General features: G+C 46.4%; 24 protein-coding genes and 1 tRNA gene. 15 read left to right on the plus strand and 10 right to left on the minus strand.

The features are described from left to right. The 7 genes from Q5691_RS23505 to Q5691_RS23535 form a co-directional block, all read left to right on the plus strand. A partial coding sequence (locus tag Q5691_RS23505) for a transposase (protein WP_333347387.1) occupies window positions 1-547 on the plus strand: 547 nt, incomplete at its 5' end. A 316-nt stretch (window positions 548-863) separates the two neighbouring features. Beyond that, the gene (rpmI, locus tag Q5691_RS23510) at window positions 864-1,061 is read left to right on the plus strand and encodes a 50S ribosomal protein L35 (protein WP_006634164.1); all 198 of its coding nucleotides are present in this window, start codon (window positions 864-866) and stop codon (window positions 1,059-1,061) included. Window positions 1,062-1,080: 19 nt separating this feature from the next. Continuing rightward, complete coding sequence (gene rplT, locus Q5691_RS23515; protein ID WP_190658174.1) at window positions 1,081-1,437, plus strand: 50S ribosomal protein L20; 357 nt, start codon at window positions 1,081-1,083, stop codon at window positions 1,435-1,437. 272 nt (window positions 1,438-1,709) lie between these two features. Further along, window positions 1,710-2,240: a tetratricopeptide repeat protein gene (locus tag Q5691_RS23520; RefSeq protein WP_333053714.1), complete on the plus strand. Its 531-nt coding sequence runs from the start codon at window positions 1,710-1,712 to the stop codon at window positions 2,238-2,240. A 236-nt stretch (window positions 2,241-2,476) separates the two neighbouring features. Beyond that, a complete protein-coding gene (locus Q5691_RS23525) occupies window positions 2,477-2,854 on the plus strand; it encodes a response regulator (protein ID WP_333213290.1) in 378 nt (125 codons plus the stop codon). Next, window positions 2,851-3,456, plus strand: a complete 606-nt coding sequence (locus Q5691_RS23530; protein ID WP_333081855.1) for a chemotaxis protein CheC — start codon at window positions 2,851-2,853, stop codon at window positions 3,454-3,456. Before Q5691_RS23525 ends, Q5691_RS23530 begins: the two co-directional genes overlap by 4 nt. Continuing rightward, window positions 3,453-5,645, plus strand: coding sequence for a diguanylate cyclase domain-containing protein (locus Q5691_RS23535; RefSeq protein ID WP_333213289.1), 2,193 nt, complete (start codon window positions 3,453-3,455; stop codon window positions 5,643-5,645). Before Q5691_RS23530 ends, Q5691_RS23535 begins: the two co-directional genes overlap by 4 nt. A 1,748-nt stretch (window positions 5,646-7,393) precedes the next feature. Here Q5691_RS23535 and Q5691_RS23540 read toward each other — a convergent pair. Both Q5691_RS23540 and Q5691_RS23545 read right to left on the minus strand, forming a co-directional pair. Beyond that, window positions 7,394-9,112 (minus strand): ATP-binding protein, encoded by a 1,719-nt coding sequence (locus Q5691_RS23540; RefSeq protein WP_333213288.1) that lies wholly within the window; start codon window positions 9,110-9,112, stop codon window positions 7,394-7,396. A 91-nt stretch (window positions 9,113-9,203) separates the two neighbouring features. After that, window positions 9,204-9,545 (minus strand): hypothetical protein, encoded by a 342-nt coding sequence (locus tag Q5691_RS23545; RefSeq protein WP_333213287.1) that lies wholly within the window; start codon window positions 9,543-9,545, stop codon window positions 9,204-9,206. A 178-nt stretch (window positions 9,546-9,723) separates the two neighbouring features. Here Q5691_RS23545 and Q5691_RS23550 point away from each other — a divergent pair, with 178 nt between their 5' ends. The 3 genes from Q5691_RS23550 (at window position 9,724) to Q5691_RS23560 (ending at window position 12,250) form a co-directional block, all read left to right on the plus strand. Continuing rightward, window positions 9,724-10,770 (plus strand): M42 family peptidase, encoded by a 1,047-nt coding sequence (locus Q5691_RS23550; protein WP_333347390.1) that lies wholly within the window; start codon window positions 9,724-9,726, stop codon window positions 10,768-10,770. 84 nt (window positions 10,771-10,854) lie between these two features. Continuing rightward, window positions 10,855-10,927, plus strand: a tRNA-Glu gene (locus Q5691_RS23555). A gap of 270 nt (window positions 10,928-11,197) precedes the next feature. Beyond that, window positions 11,198-12,250, plus strand: a complete 1,053-nt coding sequence (locus Q5691_RS23560) for a hypothetical protein (RefSeq protein ID WP_333213285.1) — start codon at window positions 11,198-11,200, stop codon at window positions 12,248-12,250. Between the two features lie 134 nt (window positions 12,251-12,384). Here Q5691_RS23560 and Q5691_RS23565 read toward each other — a convergent pair whose 3' ends face one another. The 6 genes from Q5691_RS23565 to Q5691_RS23590 form a co-directional block, all read right to left on the minus strand. Next, window positions 12,385-13,533, minus strand: a complete 1,149-nt coding sequence (locus Q5691_RS23565; RefSeq protein WP_333213284.1) for a beta-glucosidase — start codon at window positions 13,531-13,533, stop codon at window positions 12,385-12,387. A 144-nt stretch (window positions 13,534-13,677) separates the two neighbouring features. Beyond that, window positions 13,678-15,561 carry a glycoside hydrolase family 2 TIM barrel-domain containing protein gene (locus Q5691_RS23570; RefSeq protein ID WP_333347393.1) on the minus strand — a complete coding sequence of 628 codons (1,884 nt, stop codon included), beginning with the start codon at window positions 15,559-15,561 and terminating at the stop codon, window positions 13,678-13,680. Between the two features lie 198 nt (window positions 15,562-15,759). Next, complete coding sequence (locus Q5691_RS23575; RefSeq protein WP_333213282.1) at window positions 15,760-16,116, minus strand: STAS domain-containing protein; 357 nt, start codon at window positions 16,114-16,116, stop codon at window positions 15,760-15,762. 104 nt (window positions 16,117-16,220) lie between these two features. Continuing rightward, on the minus strand, window positions 16,221-17,471 hold the full coding sequence (gene glf, locus Q5691_RS23580) for a UDP-galactopyranose mutase (protein WP_333213281.1): 1,251 nt from the start codon (window positions 17,469-17,471) through the stop codon (window positions 16,221-16,223). A gap of 129 nt (window positions 17,472-17,600) precedes the next feature. Beyond that, window positions 17,601-18,902: a glycosyltransferase family 1 protein gene (locus Q5691_RS23585; RefSeq protein WP_333347396.1), complete on the minus strand. Its 1,302-nt coding sequence runs from the start codon at window positions 18,900-18,902 to the stop codon at window positions 17,601-17,603. 835 nt (window positions 18,903-19,737) lie between these two features. Further along, window positions 19,738-20,775: an aldo/keto reductase gene (locus Q5691_RS23590; RefSeq protein WP_333347399.1), complete on the minus strand. Its 1,038-nt coding sequence runs from the start codon at window positions 20,773-20,775 to the stop codon at window positions 19,738-19,740. Window positions 20,776-21,198: 423 nt separating this feature from the next. Between Q5691_RS23590 and Q5691_RS23595 the strand changes: the two genes are divergently transcribed. Continuing rightward, complete coding sequence (locus Q5691_RS23595) at window positions 21,199-21,600, plus strand: fasciclin domain-containing protein (RefSeq protein WP_333213277.1); 402 nt, start codon at window positions 21,199-21,201, stop codon at window positions 21,598-21,600. Between the two features lie 116 nt (window positions 21,601-21,716). Here Q5691_RS23595 and Q5691_RS23600 read toward each other — a convergent pair whose 3' ends face one another. Further along, window positions 21,717-21,947 (minus strand): hypothetical protein, encoded by a 231-nt coding sequence (locus tag Q5691_RS23600; RefSeq protein WP_333347402.1) that lies wholly within the window; start codon window positions 21,945-21,947, stop codon window positions 21,717-21,719. A 112-nt stretch (window positions 21,948-22,059) separates the two neighbouring features. Between Q5691_RS23600 and Q5691_RS23605 the strand changes: the two genes are divergently transcribed. Continuing rightward, a complete protein-coding gene (locus tag Q5691_RS23605) occupies window positions 22,060-23,187 on the plus strand; it encodes a GTP-binding protein (protein WP_333347411.1) in 1,128 nt (375 codons plus the stop codon). 177 nt (window positions 23,188-23,364) lie between these two features. Beyond that, window positions 23,365-23,820 carry a D-aminoacyl-tRNA deacylase gene (gene dtd, locus Q5691_RS23610; protein WP_333213276.1) on the plus strand — a complete coding sequence of 152 codons (456 nt, stop codon included), beginning with the start codon at window positions 23,365-23,367 and terminating at the stop codon, window positions 23,818-23,820. A 192-nt stretch (window positions 23,821-24,012) separates the two neighbouring features. Here dtd and Q5691_RS23615 read toward each other — a convergent pair whose 3' ends face one another. Then, on the minus strand, window positions 24,013-24,297 hold the full coding sequence (locus Q5691_RS23615; RefSeq protein WP_333226462.1) for a hypothetical protein: 285 nt from the start codon (window positions 24,295-24,297) through the stop codon (window positions 24,013-24,015). 43 nt (window positions 24,298-24,340) lie between these two features. On the opposite strand from Q5691_RS23615, the gene Q5691_RS23620 reads away from it, so the two are divergent. Further along, window positions 24,341-25,579 (plus strand): HetZ-related protein, encoded by a 1,239-nt coding sequence (locus Q5691_RS23620; RefSeq protein ID WP_333347405.1) that lies wholly within the window; start codon window positions 24,341-24,343, stop codon window positions 25,577-25,579. A gap of 296 nt (window positions 25,580-25,875) precedes the next feature. Next, window positions 25,876-26,235 (plus strand): transposase family protein, encoded by a 360-nt coding sequence (locus tag Q5691_RS23625; protein WP_333347408.1) that lies wholly within the window; start codon window positions 25,876-25,878, stop codon window positions 26,233-26,235. Window positions 26,236-26,268: the final 33 nt, after the last annotated feature.

The following is a 26,268-nucleotide window of genomic DNA, read 5'->3' on the forward strand; positions in this document are numbered from 1 at the left end:
TGGAGCAAAACTATCAGCCAGTTGCTTTGAAGGATATGTATTTTTAAACAGGATGAGCTGGGATAATTTTAACGAATTAGGAGACTTAAAAGCCCAAGTAGAAGCTTATTATAGATTCACAGGATACTATCCAGAGTCAGTTCATGCAGATCGAATTTATCGAACAAGAGAGAACCGAGCTTGGTGTAAAGAAAGAGGAATTAGAATCAGTGGGCCTCCTTTAGGAAGACCGCCAGCAAACGTCAGTAAAGAAAAAAAGAAGCAAGCCGCAGATGATGAAAGAATTAGAAATGCGATAGAGGGCAAATTTGGACAAGGTAAACGAAGATTCGGCCTGAATCGAGTAATGGCTAAACTCGATAATACATCTGGTACGGTTATTGCAATTACTTTTTTGGTAATGAACCTTGCTACCTGGTGGCGCCGGGTTTTTTGTGTGTTTTTATGTCTATTTGGAAAAACAACACCTGTTTTTGCGTGGAAGATAATCTACAATTATAATTGGGATGAATCGATACAGAAAAAACTTATATTTAACTCGGCTTGAAGATATCGATCGCTCTTATTCTTGATGTGCGATCGATTATTCAGCAAGCCCTAATTAATGTTGCATCTTCAATTTAATTATCGTGGCTCACCAGCAGCTTTCAAATATTAACTCTGCCGATAACCATTAATGATAGCGCAACTGCGGTATAACATTTTATACTAGATGTTAACTCCGCAAACAACTGTAAGATTAGCCGATCGCCCATCCTGTATATTGCCCCAAATACAGCGCCGCCCCCAACCCGCAAATCTCCCTTGCAGAAAGTACCACAAATGTGATACGGTTGAAGCTTGTGTCCAAATAACACCAGTCCATGCCAAAACTCAAAACTCGCAAAGCAGCCGCAAAGCGCTTTAGAGCGACCGGCAGCGGTAAGATCGTGCGCCGCAAAGCTTACAAAAGCCACTTGCTACAGCACAAAAGTTCAGCTCGCAAAAGCCGTCTCTCTAAGCTGGTCGTCATTGACGAGACCAACGACGCTAACGTGCGGTTAATGCTTCCATACTTGTAAAGTTTAACGGAAATTAAAGATGACACGGGTAAAACGCGGTAATGTCGCCAGAGCGCGCCGCAAAAAAATTCTCAAATTAGCCAAGGGTTTCCGAGGCGCACAGTCGAAACAGTTCCGCACAGCTAACCAACGGGTGATGCAGGCCCTGCGTAACGGTTATCGCGATCGCAAAAAACGCAAACGCGATTTTCGCCGCCTGTGGATCGCTCGGATCAATGCCGCATCGCGCCAGCACGGCACGAGCTACAGCAGACTGATCGGCAACATGAAAAAAGCCAACATCGAAATCAACCGCAAAATGCTGGCACAAATGGCGATCATTGACCCGGCAACATTCGGTAAAGTCGTGGAAATGGCTAATCGAGCCGGAGGCTGAAAGTTCGCTTGATTTTCAGAAGGCAGAAAGCAGAAGTAAGAAAGATTTAACGGTCTGCCAGAGAAGGAAAACTCCTGATAAATTTAGGAGGTTGAGACAAACTTTCCTTCTTTGTTCTTACTTCTGGACTCTTGCTTTTTCAGAAATCGCGATCGGGCCGGTCGATCGCTATTTCCTTGTTTTTTATACAGTTGCAGAGGCAAATGTTAGAGATTGCTAGCGCCTTAAAATAAATAAGACCTTCCACAGACCTACCTAAATTTAAGAAAAACATGGATAGTAATTTGCTCATTATTTACTTGTCAGTCCTGCTGGCTATACTCGGCAGCACTTCCTGGTTTGTGGTGCGCCAGATTCTCAAAACTCGGAAGCTGGAAATGTCTCTGGAACGCTTAGAAAATAAGCTGACAGTAGAAAAAGGAACAGCACAGGAATACTACGAATTAGGAAGTATCTATCTAGATAAGAAGCTTTACTCCCAGGCGATCGTACTGTTTCAAAAAGCCCTGAAAGCCAAAGACTTAGAAGGCGAAGAAAATCAAGCTGTTATTTACAACGCTCTCGGTTTTGCACACTTCGGCCAAGAACAGTACGACATAGCCATCCGCCACTACAAAGAAGCCCTGAAGTTGCAGCCAGAATACGTTACATCTCTCAATAATCTGGGTCACGCCTACGAGCGCAAGAAATTAACAGCCCAAGCCTTGGAAATCTATGAACAAGCTCTCGCCTGCGAGCCAGACAATACCACGGCCAAACAGCGAGTAGAGTCCCTTCGGAAGCGTTTGGTAATCTATAATTGAGCGCCCATGTTAGGAGCAATAGAGATCCCGCAAACCTGGTTTCATTCAGAAACCGGGTTTTTTCTTCACATAGTCCAAGATACTAAACTATCCAATACATTAATGCGTTAGTTTTTAAGAACAGGAATTCCAAGTGAAGCTCGATCACACACCGTCCCAGCACTTTAAATTAATGTCAAGATAAAAGCAGTACCTGCAATACCGGTCAGTCCTAACAATAGAAGGAGGAGAACGTAGTGACATCAATTCTCGTTGTCGAAGATTCGTGGTTGACTCGCAGGGTAATCTGCAAAATTCTCCGAGCAGAGGGATACGAGACTTGGGAAGCATCCAGCGGCCCAGAAGCTCTAGAACAGCTCGGCACTAAAACTCCAAACTGTATGCTCTTAGATCTGCTGATGCCAGAAATGGAAGGTCGGGAAGTCCTGCAAGCTATGCGCGATCGAGGATATAAAATTCCAGTGATCGTAATTACCGCAGACATTCAAGCCAGCACCCGCTCCGAGTGCATGGATCTCGGAGCCCTGGCAGTCATTCACAAAATGCCCAACTCAGACGAACTAATCGGGTGGATCAAAAAAGCTCTCAGTGTCAGCGAGGAGAGCGCCCAATGAAATTAAGCACTCGACAGCTCGATGCTTTGCAGGAACTCGTCAATATCGGGATCGGTCAAGCCGCAGGGGTTTTGAATGACATGATCGACTCCCCGATTCGCTTGCAAATCCCCTACCTTCAAATCTTGACTCCCATCGACGTGGAACAAGAGTTAGAGCAGCACCTCAACGGCGAGCAAATCGCTGCTGTCCAGCTCAAATTCACAGGCTCCTTTGGAGGCATTGCCCAGCTAGTCTTTCCCACCAACAGCGCTGCCCTGCTGGTGACAATGCTTACAGGGGAAGAAGGAACTCACGATCTCGATTCAGTCAAAATTGGTACGCTGAGTGAAGTGGGAAATATTGTAATTAATGGGGTTATGGGTGCAATCAGCAACGTGCTTCAGCAGCGCCTGAACTACTCAATTCCCACTTATAGCGAAGGGACGATTGCTAGTTTGCTGATCTCTGGCGGTTTAGCTACTGATACAGTGGTTTTATTAGCCCAGACCAGTTTCATGATTGAAAGGCTTCACATTGAAGGAGATATTATTCTTATTTTCAATGTTAATTCCTTTGACACCTTGTTGACTGCTATCAATCAACTTGCCGGGGGTCTATGATTGAGGAGAGCAAAAGTATTAAGGAAAAGTTTGGGGTTCTCGACAGCGTACCAGTCGGCGCCTGCTTGCTGCAAGATGATTTTGTGGTGCTGTTTTGGAACACTTGTCTGGAAGAGTGGACTAAAATTCCCCGCAGCCAAATATTGGGAACAAAGATCACAACCCATTTTCCTCACCTGAGTCAGTTAAAGTACGCCACTCGCTTCAAGCAAATCTTTGCAGGAGGCCCGCCAACAATTTTTTCTTCTCAAATTCACAAACACCTGATTCCGGCAACTTGGCAAGACGGCCAGCAGCGAATTCAGCAAACTACTGTGACTGCTGTGCCGGCACTGGAGGCTGGCATTGAAGAACAGGAGATTAGAGACTGGATTCTCCATACTCTTGAGCTGGAATCAGACGGTAATGTCGGCTCCCGATCATCAAGAAGTGCTTTTGTGGCTAGAGAATCTCCACCCTCAGTTTCGTCATCAATATGGCCGGGGGTCAATGCCCCATCGTTCTACGCGCTGTTGGTGATTCAAGACGTGACCGACCTCACCCATCGCATCCAAGCTTACCGCACAATGCGGGATCAAGCTTTGGAAGAAGTGCAAGTGCGTCAGCGGGTGGAGGAAGAATTGCGATCGAGCCAGCATTTCATCCAGCAGATTGCTGACGCGGCGCCTTATTTGCTCTACATCTACGATTTGACCCAACAGCGAAACGTTTACGTCAACGGTCAAGCTTCTAAATTGCTGGGCTACACTCCCTACGAAATTTTACAGATGCAAACTGCTTTGTACTCGAGTTTGGTGTACCCAGAAGATTTGCCGAGGCTCAAAGCCCATCAGCAAAAATTTCCCTCGACTCAAGACGGGCATATTTTGGAGTTGGAATATCGCCTCAAACATCGATCGGGCCAATGGCGCTGGTTTCGCTGCCGCGACCAAGTTTTCGCCCGTACAGCCGACGGCTGTCCCAAACAAATTTTCGGCACCGCTCAAGATATCACCGAGTACAAGCGGGCAGAAGAGGCGCTGCGGCAGCAGAACGAACGAGAACTGCTGATGGCGACGATTACTCAGCACATCCGCCAGTCTCTGGATTTGGGCGAAGTGCTCAGCACGACAGTGACAGAAGTGCGTCAGTTCCTTCAGGCTGATCGAGTGATGATCGTGCGCTTTAACACCTGTACCGGCAGTGTCTGCGCGGGCCCGGCGACGGGGGCGGTGACAGTGGAATCTGTAGCTCCCAACTGCCAGCCCATGTTGGGGGAAACCCTGGAAAATTTCTGTTTTGACCAATTCTATCTCGAAGCGTACCAACATCGAGCGATCCGACCGATCGCCGATATCTTGGCCGCGGATTTGCCGCAATATCAAATTGACTTACTCGCACAATTTGCGGTGAGAGCTTATTTGGTTGTGCCTTTAGTGCAAGGAGACGAGTTGTGGGGGCTGCTGATGGCCCACCAGTGCAGTCCCCGGCAGTGGATGCAGTTGGAAGTAGAGTTGCTGTCTTCTCTGGCCACCCAGTTGGCGATCGCGATCAAGCAAGCAGAACTATACCAGCAGTTGCAAGCGGCCAACCTCAAGTTAGAGCGCTTGGCAACTTTAGACGAACTCACACAACTAGCAAACCGCCGCCGTTTCGATCAGTATTTAGAAATGGAGTGGGGCAGACAAGCCAGGGAACAAACGCCTCTGTCCCTGATTCTCTGCGATATTGATTCTTTTAAAAGCTACAACGATACCTACGGACACCCAGGGGGAGACGAATGTTTGCGACAAGTCGCCGCGGCGATCGGCAATGCAGTCAATCGCCCCGCCGATTTAGTAGCTCGCTACGGAGGCGAAGAATTTGCCGTTATTTTGCCCAATACCGCGATTCAAGGCGCGGTGCTGGTAGCCGAACACATACAGCTCAAAATCGCAGCTTTGCAGCTTCCTCACGCTGGTTCTCAGGTGAGCCCGTACGTCACTCTCAGCTTGGGCGTCGCGAGTATTGTTCCTGCATCTGAATCGGGAGCCGAAATTCTGGTTGCCGCAGCCGACCAAGCGCTTTATCAAGCTAAACGACTTGGGCGTGCTCGTATCCAACTTTACCAGCCTGAGCCTGCTGCCAAGGCGAATGGGACAGGCACTTCGATACTTCCTGTAGATTTTTCCCTACCCAATACTAATTTACCCTCTCCCACTAGCGCTTGACGAATTGCCATATTTGTGGGTTCCGAGTAGTTATACCACTACGTAAAAAATGCCCCTGTCAGCGCGTGGCGTGATCCAAACCCTGATATCCCTCTTCTGTGACTCTGCGAATTAAAGAAGTAAGAAATAAGCTAGCTCAAACATAAAAATAAAAGGGTTGGAATTGATTTATTCTATCAATTAAATCCTTGAACCCAAGTAATAAATTAAGATTACCAAATATTAGACCTCTTGCAAAATAATTTTATGCTATAATCAAAATTTTTGCTTAATTAGAGCAGATTGCACGTTATATCAGCACTTGACAATTATGAGTTGGCTCTCAGGTCTAACACTCAAAACCTTCAATTCTAACATAGATTTTTTTTGCAAGAGGTCTATTTATAACCAAGGATAAACAAACCAAAATATAAGGATAGTTTAGATAAGCTGTTGTGCATTTAATTTGTATGTTGAGCGCGAGCAGGATGCCCGCCCCACAAGAGGAAAAATTTATTTTACTATGCAATTTAAATGCGGATTAGCTTAAGCTATTGTGCATTTAAACTGTGATACAAAATTACCCTAATTTGTGTTTTTTAGTCCCATTCAATAATCAACTCTCGGTAAAGATTCAGGTATCTGAAAAGTAGTCACAAAAAGACTTATAAAATTCAAGGATTCGCTAAATCTACAGCTTAATTCTCAATAGATACGAAAATAAAAGCTTTCATGTTTCTTAATAAGAATGGATCTTTGATAATTATTCCACCAAATGTTTACAGCGTATAGGTTTTACTGATTTTCGCATGACCTGAATCCTTACAACTCTCCTTCATTTAAGACGCGATAAGCTGTTACGCATTTAAATTGGAAAATCGGGACAGGCTAGAAGCCCGTCCCACAAGAGTTTTATTGATTTTTGACACACAGTTTAAATGTAGAACAGTTTATAAGAGATATCTTGCAAAATATTTTTGGGCCATTATGGAAAATTTAGCCATTTTTATAATCTAGCAGGCTAGGCAAGTTTAAGCAGATGCCAATCAACCCAATAACTCAAAGTTTGACCTAAACTTGAGCAAACTTTTAAGGATCACACATATTTTTTTACCAGAGGTTTATTGCCAGAAGTTAGGTCCAGTAGTAGCCTGCCATCCAGTGATTTTAGAGCAGTTTCTCAAAGATTTTTGGGATTATTAACGGGAATTATTAGCTTACAAAGATTGCCCGAGTGCAGAAGCTGCACGGGAATTAAAGTCTAAATTTTGGCAACTTTTTGACACTTTAAGCGGTTATGAGTTATTGTATCAACGAAAACAATTAACTGCTGGCAAAGCATTTCTTGTTGCGAGCGGGTTTTAGAGCATCCTGAATTACCTTTGCATAATAATCCGGCGGAGTTAGCTGCCCGGACTATGGTGCAGCATTGTAATATTAGCTATGGGAATCAGACTATTGAGGGGACTCAGGCTTGGGATACTTTTATGTCTATTGTTGCTATTACTTGTCAGTTGGCAATCAGCTTTTTGAGTATGTGCGTGACCGCATTTCTCAACTGGGAAATATTCCATCTTTGGGGACTATTATTCTCGAAAAATCTTCTCTTCTTCCCTTGGGCTTATCCTGGTAGCTAGAATAACTGCTCCCCCTATTTATTGAGCAGATAACCTCACAAGCTTGATTTGGCACAACCGCTAGCCTTCACCCCAAGCTGACAAGAAGCCCATTATTCTCAAACGCAACATTTGTTCAAAAACACCTGGGTTTTAGCACCTGCTTGTACGTCCGGTAAGGCTAGCCACCACCGCCACTAACTCGGCAGCATCTACGGGTTTGGTCAAGTGCATCTGAAAACCTGCTAATAGTGCCTGCTGACGATCGTCATTCCGGGCATAAGCCGTCAGCGCGATCGCGGGTAGCCTACCACCCCGCTGCGCTTCAAGTTGACGTAACTTGTGGATCAGGGAGTAGCCATCCTCATCCGGCATCCCAATATCGCTCACTAAAACATCGGGGCTGTGATCGGTTGCGGTTTCGATAATGGTCAAGGCCTCCTTGACTGAAGCCACAGCCATGACACCAGCACCATACTTTTCGAGAATCGTGCTCAGCAACTCTAGCGCGTCAGCCTCGTCCTCTACAACTAATATTTGTAAGCCTTCAAGAGTCGGCGAGGCCTGAAACCTCCCATGCGCCTCGCCGATCGAGTTTAATGGCTCGGGAGCGCTCGGTGGTAGATGGATAATCATCACGGGCAGTTTGACTGTAAAAGTCGTCCCCTGTCCTATCCCTGGACTCACTACCGTTACAGTCCCGCCATGTAATTCAACTAATTGACGCACAATGGCTAACCCTAAACCCAACCCCCCATAACTGCGAGTAGTCGTGCTGTCGTGCTGGCTGAAGCGATCGAAGACAAACGGTAGAAAGTCCGAGCTGATGCCTGCTCCAGTGTCGCTGACAGTAATTTCAACATGGGAATTAACCCGCTGCAAACTAATCTGGACTCGCCCGTCTTTAGGGGTAAATTTAAGGGCATTAGAAAGTAGATTCCACACAACTTGCTGCAACCTATCGGCATCACCCAAGAGCGGGCCAGCTTCAGAATCGAGCACGCTTTGCAGGCGAATAGACTTTGCCTCAGCCGCCAATTGTACAGACTCAATCGCCGATTCAATCACCGGCACGAGGTTGACAGGCCGGACTCGAAGGCGCAGTTTACCTGTGATGATGCGAGAAACATCGAGGATGTCTTCGATGAGCTGGGCTTGAGACTTTGCGTTTCGCTCGATCGTCTCCAAAGCCCGCGCCACCTTATCCTCACTCAGGTTTTTTTGCCGCAACATCGTTGACCACCCTAAGATCGCGTTGAGAGGAGTTCTGAGTTCATGAGAAAGAATCGAGAGAAACTCATCCTTGGCACGGTTGGCTGCCTCTGCGTCTGCCCGAATTATTTGTTCACGCATCAATAATTCGTCTTTGGTGCGATTAGACGCTTCCAGTTGGGCAGTGCGTTCCTGCACCCGTTGCTCTAGCTCCACATTAATCGCCTGGATACGGCGGCGACTCTCTTCTAGTTCCTGGTTTGTAAGGGCGAGTTGGGCTGGACTTGGCGCATCAAGCGCCACTGGAATTAAGGGAATCAGTAAAAAGGTGAACGTATAGAAAGACCAAACACCAGTGACAGCTTTGATCAGTCCTGAAACCCAATAAATGGGGTGCCAAAGTGTCACTATTTCCATCAGGTGCGTCGTGCCACATAAGCTAAAGATAAAGAAGAAACCCACCAGCAGCATCACGGTGTGAGCAGGCAGATCCTTACGCTCATTCGTAAAGTAAACAATGGCAAACGCCACCGAGTAATAAGCGAGGGTAGTCAAGGCATCCGACGTTATGTGCAGCCAGACTAACTCCGGTTTCCAGAGGTAACAATGCCCGTGAGGAATGAAATTATTAGAAAAGAAGGTGCTCAAGAGGTCAGGCATATTAGTTTACGGCACTGTCAAGTTAATTTAGGGGGTGTCATCAATTCAACCAGATGACCGCAGCAGCCAGAAGAATCGCGCGCCGGAAAGTTCACCGCCTAGGGTGATAGCGCGTCGCGATTGCCTGATACTGCTTGAGCTTGGGGAAAAAGTTCTCAATCAAATGACGGGCTTTGTACAATTGAGCATCGTAAGTTTCCAGGGTCTTGCAATTGCGGCGAGGTGAAATCACGGTGGTCTTCCCCTCAGCATTGAGGCGGTCAATCACACGCTGATCTGGATCATAGCCCTTGTTAGCCAGCAGTGTATCCGCCACCAGTAATGGCTGCAGTTGGTCGCCTCCTGCTCGCGTCACCAGTTTGTCGGGGGGTGAGGTGAAACCCCAACGGATTGGCCAACGCATCCACGCGCTCGCATGAATCTTGTTACTCAATCGCCTTTTGCTGCCACCAATTGCTTCATTCCTACGCTCTTCAAAAAGCTCAGCAGGAAGATGTTTCTTTCAATTGGGAAAATGCCTGAATTGAAACTAAGTGTACAGCCGGGAAATAGTGGGTAAATGTGATTTAATATATGTCGTTAAGATTCGCTCCTAACAACGAAAATAAAAAATGTTAGAGTTCGATCGCCTATTCCAAACAATCGAAGAATTAGTAATGCTGCACTCACCCAGCGGTGCGGAATCGGAAATTAACGAGCGGTTGATGGAAAAATTCGCCGCCCTAGGAGTGAATGCTTGGGTCGATCGCGCGGACAATGCGATCGCCCTAATTAAGGGCCGCAATCCCGAAAAGTCGATCGCCATTACCGCCCACAAAGACGAAATTGGCGCCCTAGTTAAAACAATAGGCGAGAGTGGCCGCGTGGAAGTCCGCAGATTGGGCGGCGCATTTCCTTGGGTTTACGGCGAAGGCGTGGTGGATTTGCTCGGAGACAAGCAAACAATTAGCGGCATTCTCAGCTTCGGTTCCCGCCATGTTTCTCACGAATCTCCTCAGAAAGCTCAGCAGGAAGATGTTTCTGTAAAGTGGGAAAATGCCTGGATCGAAACTAAGTGTACCGCCGAGGAATTAGCCGAGGCCGGAATTCGACCGGGCACGCGGATGGTAGTGGGAAAGCACCGCAAGCGCCCGCTGCGGTTGAAGGACTGGATCGCGAGCTACACTCTGGACAACAAGGCTTCAGTGGCAATTTTGCTGGCTCTGGCGGAATGTTTGAAAGAGCCTGCGGTGAATGTTTACTTGGTAGCGTCGGCGAAGGAGGAGGTTGGGGCGATCGGAGCTTTGTATTTCACGCAGCGCCAGCCGTTGGACGCGCTGATCGCTTTGGAAATTTGCCCTCTGGCGCCGGAATACCCGATTCGTGACAGCGAAAACCCGGTTTTGCTGGTTCAGGACGGCTACGGAGTCTACGATGAAGGATTGAACGCCCAATTGCGCGCAGCAGCCACAGCAGCCGATGTAGAGGTGCAGTTGGCCGTAATTAGCGGTTTTGGGAGCGATGCTTCGATCGCCATGAAGTTCGGCCACGTAGCCCGCGCCGCTTGTTTGGCTTTCCCCACCCAGAACACCCACGGCTTTGAAATTGCTCATCTCGGGGCGATCGGCAATTGCGCCGCCATCCTCAAAGCCTACTGTGACGAGCTTTGGGACGAGTAGAAAAAAAACTTTCCCAAAGTAGTTGACAGATTGGGAAAGATTAGTTAAGGTAATAAAGGTGCGGAACACAAGCAAACGCAACGCGCCCCCATCGTCTAGAGGCCTAGGACACATCCCTTTCACGGATGCGACGGGGATTCGAATTCCCCTGGGGGTATTGAAAATTTAAGTCTGATATCCAAGTGATATCTAGTATGTAGGGTGGGCATTTTGCCCGCCCTTATTGCTTTATGACTTACGCACGGGTAGCCAGAAACCGGTTTTTTGCTCAGAAGACACGTGAGATCCCGCAGCAAAGGCAACAACCTGCTTGATTTAGTTTGGTTCCTGGTGCATCGTTGAGCGATTTACTCCGGATTATTGAGCGGATACATAGGCTCAATATAGTTGAACACTTAGACAGCTAATAGCAGCAAAGGGGAGTGCGATGTACATACCTGTTACTTTCGACCACAGCGGCATCCAAAGGAACGAAGCAATAGAAATAAAAGTTAGAAACTTTAAAGACTTAAACTTACAGGAAAGACATATTGAAGAGTTCTTACGCAAAAACATTAATTTGCTCTTTGGGGATGACCAAACTCTTCTAGTTGTTGGTCAACAAGTTCGTAATGCGAGTAACGGGATTAGCGACTTAACTGCCATTGATGCAGATGGCAATATTGTTCTAATCGAGATTAAACGCGACGTACAAGACATCAAAGCCAGAAAAGAACCTTTTGAATTTCAAGCTATCAGGTATGCCGCGAGTTATGCCAAAATTTCTACACCTGAATCCCTTGTAGAGTTGGTCTATAGTTCGTATATCGAGATCCACAAAGATGAGTATGAATTAGGTGATTTGACTCCTAGTGAAAAAGCGAGACGAGAGTTGAATAAATTCTTGTCAAGCAATGACGCACTCAAAACCTTTAACAAAAAACAACGAATAATACTTATAGCCTCATCCTTTGATGAGCAAACCCTTTCTGCTGTTGCTTGGTTGATTGCAAATGGAGTAGACGCAATCTGTCTTAATATCACTCCTGTTTTTATAGGACAGCAAGGTTTTTTGAGTATGGAGAAAATTTTGCCTCCGGCACAACTGGATGATTTTTACGTGGGTTTAGCCGGAGGAGGTTCTACAATCAAGGGAGAAATTATATCCAGTGCTTCTGCCATTGAAAGAACTTTTCTACCTCGAATGGACAAGTTGTTTGATTGGCAAATAATCAAAGCTGGCGATTACCTTGAGATTAAAACATTTGAAAGCTCTGAAGCTATAATAATTGATCCTACATTTGTCAGATTTAATGGGGAAGAAATCTCCTATAATAAGTGGGGAAAGAAAGTTACTGGTTGGTCTTCTATAAATATTTATGAATGGGCAAGGCTTAGTTCGATTAAGAAGACATTACATGAACTAAGGATGGAAAAAATGGCAGAGTTGGAAGCAAAAGCCAGTCAAGGTGAAAAAGTTCAAAACGAAGAGGTTGGATAGATTACATACAAAATTGTGAGAAGGACTCTTAGAGCGTTTCCGCTCGATCGATCGAAATTCCTGTAGTAGGTTGGGTTTAACTTAGTGAAACCCAACATCAACTGTTGTTGGGTTTCATTATTATATAACAATCATCAATCCTGCGACTTCAGCAAGGGTTCAATCTGCTGCCTTTGAAACTGCAATTCATCCGCCAAAGGCTGGTAAATTTCCCGATCGCCCGATTCATTGCAATAATCCCACAAACCATTGTAACAGTGCCTGTCGTCGTCCCAACCCGGATGGTTAACAATCGGATACAAGCAGATTCCCTCGATCGGAACTCCTGCTTTCATCGCCGCCATTACCTCGGTGCACACATAATTAAACCAGACAGGTCTAAAATCGTCTTCAGTGCCTGTTTCTGCTACGAATAAGGGGCGACCGTAGCGCTCAAACACTTCTTGCAGCATTTCGCGAAACGGGCGGTACAGCGGATCGGTGTATTTCATGGGCTCTTCATTGTGAATCCACTGATTGCGATCGTAATAATTCACCCCAATAATATCGAGATATTTTTCCTTGCCGCCGAGTTCCGGGCGAAAGCGTCCAGCCAACATATCCCAAGCTTGATATTGAGATAAGCGATAACCTTCCGCCGCGTCCCGATCCTCCGGTTTTTCAGGGTCAGCAATAATGTTAATTGTGGGGTCGATTTGAACGATGCGGGTGCGGGGATTGACTTCCCAAACAGATTCTATCGCTGCGATCGCAGCTTTGATTAACTGGACTTTTAGCTCGTCTCCCCGCCCTTTTGCAAACGGATTGATGTAGGCGACATCGCCGCCGGCCCAAGCAATAAATGAAATTTCATTGACAGGTGTCACGAAAGGTGTTTGGTCGGTTTCCTCAGTTAGCACTTCCATAAAAGCGCGCACCATGCTGGCAAACCTGGACACAAATTCGGGACTGAAAATATCAATATCGTCGGGCCAACCGTAGTGAAACAAATCCCAAATTACCTGCATTTTCATGTCGCGGGCGGCCCGGATAATTGGCAGGGAACTGGAAAAATCGTATTTTCCGGGTGTCTGTTCAATTAAGTGCCAGCGGAGGCCTTCGCGGACTGTATAAATGCCTTTTTCCTGCAAGCGTTGGTAGTCGGCTGCTACAAATTTATCGTGGCCGGTGGCGGCTGTGACATCGAGACGCTTTCCTGATAGCAATTTGTGGGTGGAACATTCAAAGCCGCCCATGAAAAAACTTTGAAACATCAATCGAATGGGTAATGGGTCATTGGGCATTGGGCATTAGGCATTGGGCATTGGGCATTGGGCATTGGGCATTAGGAATTTAGAAATTGGTAATTGTTAGCAATTAACTAATAACTAATAACTAATAACTAATAACCGATCCCCCATGCCCCATGCCCCATGCCCCATGCCCGATTAGCACTGAGTAATAGCTTGCGGCTGTGAACTTTCTTCGGGAATATCCCAGCCGAGAGTTGCCGCAGCCATCGTCTCTAGGGGAAATTTGGGAGTGCGATCGGCATACAGCAAACCGTTAGCTTCTTGGTAAGTATCGGTTAACTGCGTGTAACAAAATCCACTGAACATTTCCACTTGGTTTACCACCTTCAGCAGCGCGGTGTAGCGCCTTTGCAGTTCCTTCGTGTCCCATGCGCGCACGTAGCCCCAAACCCTGTAAAAATCGGGGTTTTCGTGGCCGGCGCAGGCGATGCCACCGAATTCTGTCAGCATCATCGGCTGTCCTTGGTGCGGGTGGCCGTCTAGGGTGAGGATACGCCCGCCCGGACGCCCGCGATCGAACAAATCGGCTAGCTGAACTTCGGGCCCGTAGCGCTTAGCTAGGGTTTGCGGGTTGTTGTCATAGTCGTGAATCGCCAGGATGTCGGTATCGATGCTTTCCCAGCCGTCGTTACCAATGACGGGGCGAGTCGGATCGAGGGTTTTGGTTAAGAAATACAGCGCTTGCACGTAGTTGCGGTGGGCTGCGGCTTCGACTAAATTCGGAACTCCCCAAGATTCGTTGAACGGTACCCAGACTACGATACAGGGGTGGCTGGCGTCGCGGTCGATGACTTCTGTCCACTCCCGCGTCAGCCGTTGTACGGCTTTGGGAGTGAAGCGGTAGGCGCTGGGCATTTCTTCCCAAACTAGGAGCCCCAGCACATCAGCCCAGTACAAAAATCGGGGGTCTTCGATTTTTTGGTGCTTGCGGACGCCGTTGAAACCCATTGCTTTGACTAATTCGACATCGTGGCGCAAAGCTTCGTCGGAAGGGGCAGTCATCATGGTGTCGGGCCAGTAACCTTGGTCGAGCACCAGTCGCAAATAGTAGGGGCGGCCGTTGAGCATGAAGCGATCGCGCTGGATGCTGACAGTCCGCATCGCGGTATAAGATTTTACCTCGTCGAGGAGTTTGCCGTCGGCCCACAACTGTACTTGAGCGTTAATTAACGTAGGTTTTTCGGGACTCCACAGCAATTCGTTGCGGTAGTCGTCGATACCAGGGTCCGAGAGGGCGATACGGCGGTGGATTTCGCCGTTGATGACTTCGTAGGTGTCGTTGACTAGCAGCAAACAGCCGATCGACAGTTTGACTTTAATCTGGATTCCCGACTGGCGATCGCCCGCGACAAACGCTTCAAAACCGATTTCCCAGCGTTCAAACTGCGGAGTCCAGCGGATGCGCTCGATATAAGTGTGAGGCACCAATTCTACCCAGACTGTCTGCCAAATCCCGGTCGTGCGCGGATACCAAATACTGTGGGGCTCTATTTGCCAGTCTTGCTTGCCGCGCGGTTTCTCCAAATCTTGCGGGTCGTCCTGGGCCCACACTGTCACCCGCTGCAGCCCGTTGAGGTTCACAACTGCTGTAATGTCTGCGGTGAAAGGAGTGTGTCCGCCTTCGTGTTCGATGACAAATTGACCGTTCACCCAGACGCGGGCGCGGTAGTCTACGGCCCCAAAGTGGAGGAGAACTCTGCCTTCTGTGTGGGGTACGTCAAATTCGCGTTCGTACCAGCAGTTGGGGTGAAAATTCGTGTCGCCGATCCCGCTTTTTGCCGATTCTGGAGCAAACGGCACTTCTATAGTGTGAGTCCACTCAGAAATATCGATCGGCTGCACGCAGTGGCCCGCGTCATCGTAAGCAAACCTCCACGGACCATTGAGACAAATCCAGTTGCTCCGGCGCAGTTGGGGGCGCGGATAACCTGTTTTCCGTCCTTGAACTGTCACCTTACTATCAAGAGTTGCAGACTCTTCTATCTCACAATTTTCTAGTTCTCTACCTAACCAACTCATCGGCACATCTACCCAAAGTTATATTTATAGGTTAGCGACAATTACCCCCACTTTGACAAGTCTTTTGCTGATTAATTTGCAAAAGTTCTGCCTATTAAAACAGCCTCATCTGAAGACTCTCTTGTGCTGAAGTCATTAGTCAGAAGAAAAAAGAATAAACCAGGAAGATTTTTCCTGTCTCCCTCTCCCCCTCTCCCTCTAGCTAGCAAGACTTTGCAAACCTCCTAACGGTTCAGTTAGCTCACTTTTAAAAGAAAATTCTTCTGCAAACGGCAAACACTGAAATATTTGCTGTAGTCCCGTGAGTTCAAAGAGAATTCTAACTTGTTCGCTCATGGCAGAGATCAAAAGTATACATTCGCTGTCTCTCACTAATTTCACGATCGCCACTACAGCCATTAACTCGGAATTTTTCAGGAAATTTATTTTTGAGAAATCCAGCATCAGAATTTTGCCACCGCTTTCAATGAGGCGCTGTATTTCTTTCTGAAACTGAGCAAATTGAGAAACTTCCAAAACCTCATGAGACAAAACAATTTTAACTAGAACGTTCATTTTCACCTCAAGGCTTGTTTGAATTATTAAATAACTTTTGATAAAAATCTAGTAAGGTGCTCAATCAGCACCTTACCTTTTTACCAGGAACTCGCAACTTCCAGCTACTTGCTAACAGATTGGCCGTTGCCGTTGCCGTTGCTGTTGCCGTGGTTGACAGCAGCGACTTCTAGAGAAGCTGCTGCGGCTGGGCGATGGGAAACTCCATTGGATGTGCTGACATTAGAGACAGAAGCGTTAACATTTTCTACCAATTCAATCACCGGCTTGGTAGTAATTTGTTTGTAAGTTGTCAGAGCTTGAGCGACCACTTGATCCATGTTGTAATACCTGTAAGTCGCCAGCCTTCCCACGAAAGATACTCCCGGAGTTGCATCAGCCAAAGCCTTATATTTCTTGTAAATTTCGGCATTTTCGGGACGCGGAACCGGGTAGTAAGGGTCTCCCTCAGCTTGCGGGTATTCGTAGACAATGCTAGTTTTTAGATGCTCTTGTCCGGTGAGGTATTTAAACTCGGTGCAGCGAGTATATAAATGCTCGTTGGGGTAATTTACCACCGGTGCTTCTTGGTGTACGGCTACGTTCAGTGTTTCGTGCTTGAATTCTAAGGAACGGTAAGGAAGTTTGCCGTAGCAATAATTGAAATAGGAATCGACTGGCCCGGTGTAAATCATTTCTCCGTAAGGGATAAAACCCTCAATCTCCCGGTAGTCGGTATTCAGCATCACCTTGATGTTTGGGTGAGAAAGCATCTTTTCAAACATCCGAGTGTAGCCGTGCAGCGGCATTGCTTGATAGGTATCGGTGAAATAGCGATCGTCCCGGTTAGTGCGAGTGGGTACGCGCGCAATCACTGAGTTGTCGAGTTCCGACGGGTCCATGCCCCACTGTTTGCGGGTGTAGTTGCGGAAGAATTTCTCGTAAAGTTCGCGACCGACTTTGCTGACAACGACATCTTCGGAAGTGCGAATGTAATCCTTTGGTTCTGCTACTTTTGCGAAGAAATCTTCGACTTCAAATGAGGTGAGATTCAGTCCGTAAAGTTTGTTTACGGTGTTGAGATTGATCGGAATTGGCAGCAGTTGACCGTCAACACTGGCGAGGACTCGGTGTTCGTAAGGTCGCCACTCGGTGAAGCGCGAAAGATACTCGAAAACAGGGCGCGAATTGGTGTGAAAAATGTGGGGGCCGTATTTGTGTACCAGGATGCCGTGGTTGTCGTAGTGATCGTATGCGTTGCCGCCGATGTGGTTGCGGGTATCAATTATCAGGACTGTTTTTCCGGCTTCATTTGCTAGTCTTTCGGCAATGACGCTACCTGCAAATCCTGCTCCGACGATTAAATAGTCAAACATTGAAACACCTCTAATTGTGGGTAAGGGTAAGGGTAAGGAATAATTGGTAATTGGACATACAGCGAGGAGTGTTGAGTGTTAAGTTTTGAATCCGTAAAGTGTAACTCTTTCACTTCAACCTCAACATTCCTAACTTAAAACTTTCATCCGGTCTTCGGCTTTCTGCCGTTTCTCGTCGATCGCACTTTCGATCAACCCCAGCATTTCGCCCCAGGTATTGTCCCAAGAATTGTCTGCTAAAAAGGCGTCTACTTCACTCAGCCACTTGGTGTGAACGTCCGAACTTTCGCTGAGGATTTCTTCGGCACAAGCAACGAATTCTTCAGAATTGCTAGCAATCCGAACCAAGCCGTTTTCTCCGTACGGCCGCACCACGTCGCGGATAGGAGTAGAAATCACCGGTTTTCCGGCAGCGAGGTATTCTGGAGTTTTCGTAGGACTAATAAACTTAGTTGATTCGTTGATCGCAAAAGGCAGCATGGCGATATCCCATCCGCCAAGATACGCTGGCAGTTCTTGATAAGATTTGCCGCCGAGATAGTGGATATTTGGGTGAGTTGGCAGAGTTGTCGGATCGATTTTCGCCACCGGGCCAATGATGACTAAATGCCAGTCCGGCCTTGCTTGGGCAATGCCCCCCAGCAGTTCGATATCCATGCGTTCGTCTATGACGCCATAAAATCCCAAACGCGGGTGAGGAATGTCTTTTTGATCCACCGGTTCTTGTGAAAGATTCCTGGCTGTCGCAAAGTGTTCTTTTTCGATGCTGCTGGGGAAGGCGTGAATGTTTGGGTGCTGGTGCTGTTTAGCTTCGTAAAGGTTGTGTCCCCCGGTAAATACTACGCTAGCGCGCTTTAATAATTGGTTTTCATTGGCTTTTAAATCCGGGTGCGCGCCTTGGAATGCTGACAGTTCATCCATGCAGTCGTAAACTACAGCTAGCGGCTTTAAGTGGTTTGTGAAACTGACAGCCATTGGTGTGTAATACCAGAGGATGTAGTGGCTAATTTCGGCCGATCGAAACAAATCATCTAGCATGGCTTGTTGAGCAGTTTGTGCTGTTGCTTCGCTGATTCCTTCGCTCAGGTGCGGTACGATTACCCAGACTCCGCTTTCGTGGATGCTGACATCAAGCCACCAATCTTTAGCCTCGCTCAAAATAGGTTCTTCTACAAAGAAGACGCGACGACTTTTCGCACAGCGACTCAAGAGATGTTGCGGACGCTGATAGACAAAATTCCACCGCAGATGAGACAGGCAAACTAAATCTGGTGCCTCTAAAGCATCAGCTTTTGATAAGTTGGCGCGCAATGCGGCCGATGGAGCAAATTGAGAGAGTGATTTGGCTGGATCTATAGAGGTAAATCGGATCTCCCATGCTCGACTTTTATTGCTATACTTATTGTTTACTGAGTTTTCTGGGGGCGACATATTAGCCTCTGGAATTTGTCAATGAAAATTTGTCAGTTAAAATTTGTCAATAGGATATATTTCTCAGCATTGTCTTACTGAAAGTCGAAAGCATAAATCTGAGAACATTTATTGACGAGCAAGCGCCGCATTCAGGGAGCCAAACAAAGAAACTGTTTTGCTGCGGGAAAACACGCTTATCTGCTTTTTTCAGAATTGAAACTTGGAGATAAGTTAATATTGTTAGACTTGCTATTGTTGTTAAATGTAACCCAGTTTTTCTGCCCTAACTTCTATCTGAAGGATGACTTTTCTCTCAGGAGACACCTAGGTTGTATGCGGGGTTACAAAGCCCTTAAAATGCCGATCTACCTTGTAAAATGACTTTTAACTGGCAGGTACGGGGTGAAAAAAGAGCGAGTTTTATTGCTTTATTTGAAGATGAGACAAAATTTGCCATCCAGTTTATGTTGCTTTTTGATTTGACAAACCTTGCTTTTTTTTAACTCATCCGATCGCTAATTAGGAAAATTTGTATCCTAATATACAGATAATTAGCAGACATTTCTGACTTCCGATAGATTAACAATTGACAGTTTATAGAGTGGGGTTAAACTCACCGGAAAGTACCTGTCTCAACAATAACAGAGAATCCAGGCAACCGCAATGATAAACCTAAGATTTTGCGCGAGTCTGTGGCAAGAAATCAAGGTGATGACATTTGCGCTGTGGGCGTCAGTTTTACCTCGCGCCCACAGCACAAATATCAATCATCCCTCTCAGGGCGGGTTCGCCGATATCTGCGATCGAACGCCAAATATCCACGTAAACCCGCGGCTAGAAAATAGCAGCAACTTTACAGTCGGCGGCTGTCAATTTTGGCGATTCCTCCTCCAAAGGCAAAATCTTGCACCGTCGAACTCTTTAAGAAATCGTGAGGGAAACCCAATTCAATTGCACTTACTTTGTCTAACTGCTGCATTTGTTCCGGGCTTAATTTAAACTCCAAACAAGCCAGATTTTCCTGAAGTTGCGAGAGTTTGCGCGAACCCACAATCGGAATAACTTCGACTGGCTGTTGGATCAGCCAATTTAGGGCTACTTGAGAAGCAGGTTTGCCAATTTCGGCTGCTATTTTGCTAACTTCGTCAGCAATTTTGAGGTCTCGTTCGTTAATTTTTCCCGATTCAGGTGAATTCAGCCGTTTAGCTTCGCTGGCTGTTTCTGAAGTGTTGTATTTTCCTGTCAGCAAACCGGCTGCTAGAGGACTCCAAGCTGTGATGCCAATATCAAAGGCTTTTGCCATAGGGATCAAGTCGCGTTCCGGAGTTCGCTCTTTTAAAGAATACTCGATTTGCAAGCCGATAAATGGTGTCCAACCGCGCAGATTGGCGATCGTATTTGCTTGAGAAATAATCCAAGCCGGCGTATCGGAAATTCCTATGTAAAGAATTTTACCGGCGCGTACCAAATCGTCAAAAGCGCGCATTACTTCTTCGACGGGTGTGGTAAAATCCCAAGCGTGCAGCCACAGCAAATCTATGTATTCAACTTGCAATCGCTTCAAACTTGCCTCTACTGCTTGTACCATATTTTTGCGGTGGTTGCCGAAACCATTGATTTCGCCATTCTTCATGTTGAGGCTATACTTAGTTGCAACTACCCATTTTTCGCGATCGGCTGCGATGAACTCACCAACATATTTTTCGCTAGTACCGTTGGTGTAGAGATTCGCGGTATCAATGAAATTGCCGCCCGATTCTGCAAAGGCGTCGAACATTTTACGGCTTTGGTCGTAGGAACTCCCCCAGCCCCACTCTTCCCCAAAAGTCATGGTTCCGAGGCAGATTTCGGAAACGCGAAGTCCGCTGTGACCTAGTAGTTTATATCTCATGTCACCCTTCCGCTAATTAATGGTTGTTAACAGTTTAGATCGGGATTTCCCCAACTGTTGCCATCAGTCGGGTGGCTGGCTTTACGAGGCCTTAGTGCTGTGCTTAATGTTTAATGTTTTGCCAAGTCAATCAAAATGCCTTAGCTTCCGGGGCTCTGGACGATCGCCCCTGCGTTTACTTTAAACAGCGCGCAGGGGCGATCGTCTTATTAATGTATTTAGGATTACATGAATAAATAAAAATACAGTAAAACAGCAAAAGAAATATCTACCTTTAGATAGGTATTTTAGGAAAAGAGTTAAATAAAAAATGCTATCTTAAATAAGCAGAAAACCAGACAGAACTACAGAAAAAATTAATGTAGCTAAATTAACTTTTTAGCGTTATAGTGATTTATAGATTACACAAACTAGGTGACTCACTTGGCTGATATTGTTGATACCGCCGTTTCGGCTGGATCTTTTACAACCCTAGTTGCTGCTGTCAAAGCTGCTGGTTTAGTAGATACTCTTAAAGGCGCGGGCCCCTTCACTGTTTTTGCGCCTACTGACGAAGCTTTTGCTAAGCTTCCCGCAGGTACTGTAGAAGCACTGCTTAAGGACATTCCTAAGCTCAAAAAAATCCTGACTTATCATGTCGTTTCTGGCAAAGTTATGGCCGCTGATGTGGTCAAGCTGAAATCTGCCAAGACAGTTGAAGGTTCTGAAGTGAAAATTGATGCTTCCAACGGCGTCAAAATCAATGATTCTACCGTTACAACAGCCGATGTTGCTGCTGATAATGGTGTCATCCACATTATTGATTCAGTCTTGCTTCCTGCGTAAGCACAGACTTAGATAGCGCAATACTATCTTGAGGGCGGTGGCTGTTGTTAGCCACCGCCCTGTTTTCGTTGATAGTTGAGGTTTCAATATTTTACGCAGGTCGATAATTAAAATTATTATAGAGTAGCGGGAATTTGCCGATCGCACGGGGCTTGATTCGGCCCCAAATTTGTCGCTGCTGGATTTACCTGGAACACAGCTTGTAGGCTAACTGCCACAGGTACTCTGGAAAAAAGTTTATCAAAGAAATAAAAAAGTGCGATCGACCGCCTTAGCAATTGCCGATAATTAGCGGCCCACTTATTTTGCACTATCGGGCTGATTACCGGTTGATGCGTAGATACCATGCCACCAAACCCAACATTTATCCGAGAAACTGGGTTTACCAGGCCTTGTCCTAATTAAGATACAATAAGAGCCACAAAGAAAGTGCGATCGACATTATTTGACATTCAAGCTATGCAATCTACAACTCAGTCCGAGACAGAACTGGCGATGGAAGCTCCCAAACACGGATTGCCCGTTACAATCATTACAGGATTTCTCGGCAGCGGCAAAACAACCCTGCTCAACCACATCCTGACCAATCAGCAGGGTTTGAAAACAGCAGTTTTGGTAAATGAATTTGGCGAAATCGGTATCGACAACGAACTGATTGTCACTACCGACGACAACATGGTTGAGCTGAACAACGGCTGCATCTGCTGCACTATTAATGAAGATTTAGTTAATGCAGTTTACAAAGTTCTGGAACGTCAAGAAAATCTCGATTATCTGGTAGTCGAAACAACTGGACTTGCCGACCCGCTGCCAGTAGCAATGACTTTTTTAGGCACAGAACTGCGCGACCTGACTCGTCTCGATTCGATAGTTACAGTAGTAGACGCAGCCAACTACAGCTTAGATTTGTTCAACTCTCAAGCAGCTTACAGTCAAATAGCTTACGGCGATATAATAATCCTCAACAAAACTGATTTGGTTGAAGAAGCAGATTTAGATTTGTTGGAAGTTAAAATTCGCGATGTCAAAGAAGGTGCTCGAATTCTGCGAACTGTAAAATCGCAAGTTCCCCTACCGCTAGTCCTCAGCGTCGGATTGTTTGAATCTGACAAATATTTCCAATCTGAAGAAACTCCTAGCAATCACGAACATCACGAACATCACGACCATCACGAACATCACGAACATCACGACCATCACGGTCACGAACATCACGACCACGGCCATCACGACCACAGCCATCACGACCACTCCGACCATTTAGAAAATGACGGATTTACCTCAATTTCTTTCCAGAGCGACAAACCGTTTTCTCTGAGAAAATTTCAATATTTCTTAGACAAACAAATGCCAACAAATGTGTTTCGCGCGAAAGGGATTATGTGGTTTGAAGAAAGTCCCAAACGGCATATTTTTCACTTGAGTGGCAAGCGATTTACGATGGATGACGACGAGTGGAAAGGCGATCGCAAAAACCAGCTTGTTCTCATCGGTCAGGGTTTGGATACCGAGACTTTGCGATCGCAACTCGAAAACTGTCTTTGTATGCCTTCAACCAATCGCGGCAAAGGTTTTGGGAAAAACTAAAGGTTGAAAATTAAGCAGAACAGAGGTGTACTGGCTAGAAACCCGGTTTTTTCGTCGAGATTTCGCGGTGACAACCAAGATTTATCCGATAAACCGGGTTTTTTTTCATAATTCTTATTAAAAAGGTAAGTTTACCTTTTGATTTTTAGTTTTAAATTTAAGCATTTCTAATTTCCCATGCGACTCATCATCCAGCGAGTAAAATCATCTCAAGTAGAAATTGAAGGTCAAATTGTCGGCAAAATTGGCTGCGGACTTAACTTGCTTGTAGGTATTGCAGACACCGACACCGAAGCAGAACTCGATTGGATGGCTCGCAAATGCCTGGAATTGCGTTTGTTTCCCGACTCTGCCGGGGATACCGGGCGCTGGAACAAGTCCGTACAAGACATCGGCGGCGAGTTGCTGGTTGTCAGTCAGTTTACGCTCTACGGGGACTGCCGCAAAGGTCGGCGGCCTTCCTTTGACCGAGCAGCGGCTCCTGAAAGAGCCGAAATTTTTTATGATAAATTTGTCGAAAAGTTGCGCCAGAGCGGCTTAAAAGTCGAAACAGGCTTGTTTGGAGCGATGATGCAAGTCTCGATCGAGAATGACGGGCCGGTGACTTTGGTATTAGAGAAAGAATCAGGGTGAATTGTTGGCAAACAAAGCTCTCTGTGCTTCTTTCTGATTCCTTCTTGCTTCTTGGATAAGATCAAATTTTCAGATTAACCGGGTTTCCTAACTGCTGTTGCGTAGGTTCTGAAGACATTGCAGATAGCTACACTCTGCCAAGTCTCGATTCCACAATCTCTAACGGCCAAAACCGCCTCAAATAGCCAGTTATTAGATTGTCCACTCAGCGGCCTCGCAGCACCCTCCATTTTCCTGGCGATCGCCCCACGCACATAACAGCTCAGAATGCTTGTCAAGTAAGGCTTTAACGGCAATAAAACCAATCTTCCACAGCCAGCGATTAGAATCAGATTCAGCAGCCAAAAACTGTTGCATGAGAGAGTGGAACACTGGCATAACTACGGTTATCTCTACTTCCGTAACATTCAATGTATAGAGAGTTGAATCAGCACAGCAAGCGAAACCGCCAGCAACTGCCACCTCACTCTCTGACAAATGTCCTTGCACACCCGCTGTGCCCTACCACCCGATAAACGCCATGACTCTCAAAGCTGCCACCAACACCGTCAACTGCAACACCGCTTCTGACATCAACAGCATTCCGGCTGCATCCAGCGAACAAACCGCCGAAATCAATACTCTTCCCAGCATCGATATCCTCGCTTTGGCTAACTTCGCCCTCAAAGAATTGCAAGGGGAAATGAAAACTGCCAGCCGTAGCGCTCAAGCAGTGGCGATGCGGATTGCTAAGGAAGTCGAACGGATTTGCCAAAAGAGCGATCGCATCCAAATTTCCGGCGAAGTTGAAGCTTGGCAAATCACCTTGGCGGAGCACCGGTTGCAAAAAACCCTGCAATACTACCGCCTCGGTTCCAAACAAGGCCGCGTCGAACTGCATTCTCACCTCGCGGCTATGATTTACCGCCATGTTGCTTCTTTCCGATCGAACTTGAACTTCCAAGCTCGCTACAACATGATTGAAGACTTTTTGCAAGGCTTTTACATCGAATCTCTGCGAGCTTTCCGCCGCGAACATCAACTCGATGTCACCTACCAGCCCCGCACGCAGCTAGAATTGGCTGAGTACATGGCTTTTACCGAGCACTACGCCAAGCGCCAAATTGGTTTGCCCGGCCGCAACCGCCAACGCCTGATCGTGTTGCGCGCTCAAGGATTTGCCAAGGGTCAGCCTCCCGAAACTGCGATCGACATTGAAATGGCTGTAGAGTCGGGCAAGGGAGAAGATGCGGAAATGTACAGCCGCTCTCCGGCGCTGCAACAAGTGCGCGAGCAAATGGTATCGGAAACTGTCGATCCGGCTGATGCTGTGTTGCGCGATCGAGTAGTCTCGGAATTGATCGCCTATCTGGAATCGCAAAATCAGCCAGAATGCGTGAATTACTTAACTTTAAAATTGCAAGACCTTTCGGCTTCGGAAATTGACCGCGTGCTCGGTTTGTCTTCCCGCCAGCGCGACTACTTGCAACAACGGTTTAAGTACCACGTCGAAAAATTTGCCCGCACTCAAAATTGGAAACTCGTCCACGAATGGCTGGGTGCTGATGTCGATCAAAAGCTGGGAATGACTTCGGACAAATGGGAAGCTTTTCGCGCTCAACTGTCGCCGGAAATGCAGCAATTGTTAGAAATGAAGCGGAATCAAGAAAGCGACAAGGCGATCGCCACCGCGCTCAAATGCACTCCCAAACAAGTCCAAAAACGCTGGGCGCAACTGTTGGAGCTGGCTAGCCAGACTCGCAACAGCAACCAAGCTTAAGTGGTACTCAAATATGAATGCAACTGTTTTCTTGAGACTGGAAAATGCGATCGGGTGCGGCACCTGCACAGGACTGCCCGCCCCGGCGTCTGCTCTCAAATCAACAATCGCTGCTACTAAATTATCGCCGCTTTTTGGCAAATTCAATTTATTAAAACAACATTACTTTTTTGAATATCTTTCGTTCCCTGGTTAGGCCGGGGAATTTGTTTTTATTAGTTATTAGTTATCAGTAGACCTCTTGCGAAAGTGCGCTCGTTCTAGGTAAAATAAAAGAAAAAATTAGCTCCCATAATATGAAGTACGAACAATTACAAAAGTTAACCCCCACAGACTTTAAACGCTACTGTGGAGTACATCAAGAGACATTCAAAGAGATGGTTAAAATAGTCAAATCGGAAAAAATACTTCAAAAAAAATCAGGAAGACCAAGTAAATTGTCCCCAGAAGACCAAATCTTAATGACATTATCCTATTTGCGAGAATATCCAACTTTTTTTCATCTGGGAATTAAATGGGGTATTAATGAATCAAATGCTTATAGAATTGTAATTAGAACTGAGAAAGCTTTAATAAAATCAGGTTTATTTAATTTACCTGGCAAAAAAAATCGTAAGGATTCAGGTCAAAAAAACTTCGGTGACAAAAGCTGGTAAAATAAACCAATGAAAAAGCCCCCAGCAACCAGA

The organism is Microcoleus sp. w1-18aA5 (assembly GCF_036701705.1).
Taxonomy (GTDB): domain Bacteria; phylum Cyanobacteriota; class Cyanobacteriia; order Cyanobacteriales; family Microcoleaceae; genus Microcoleus.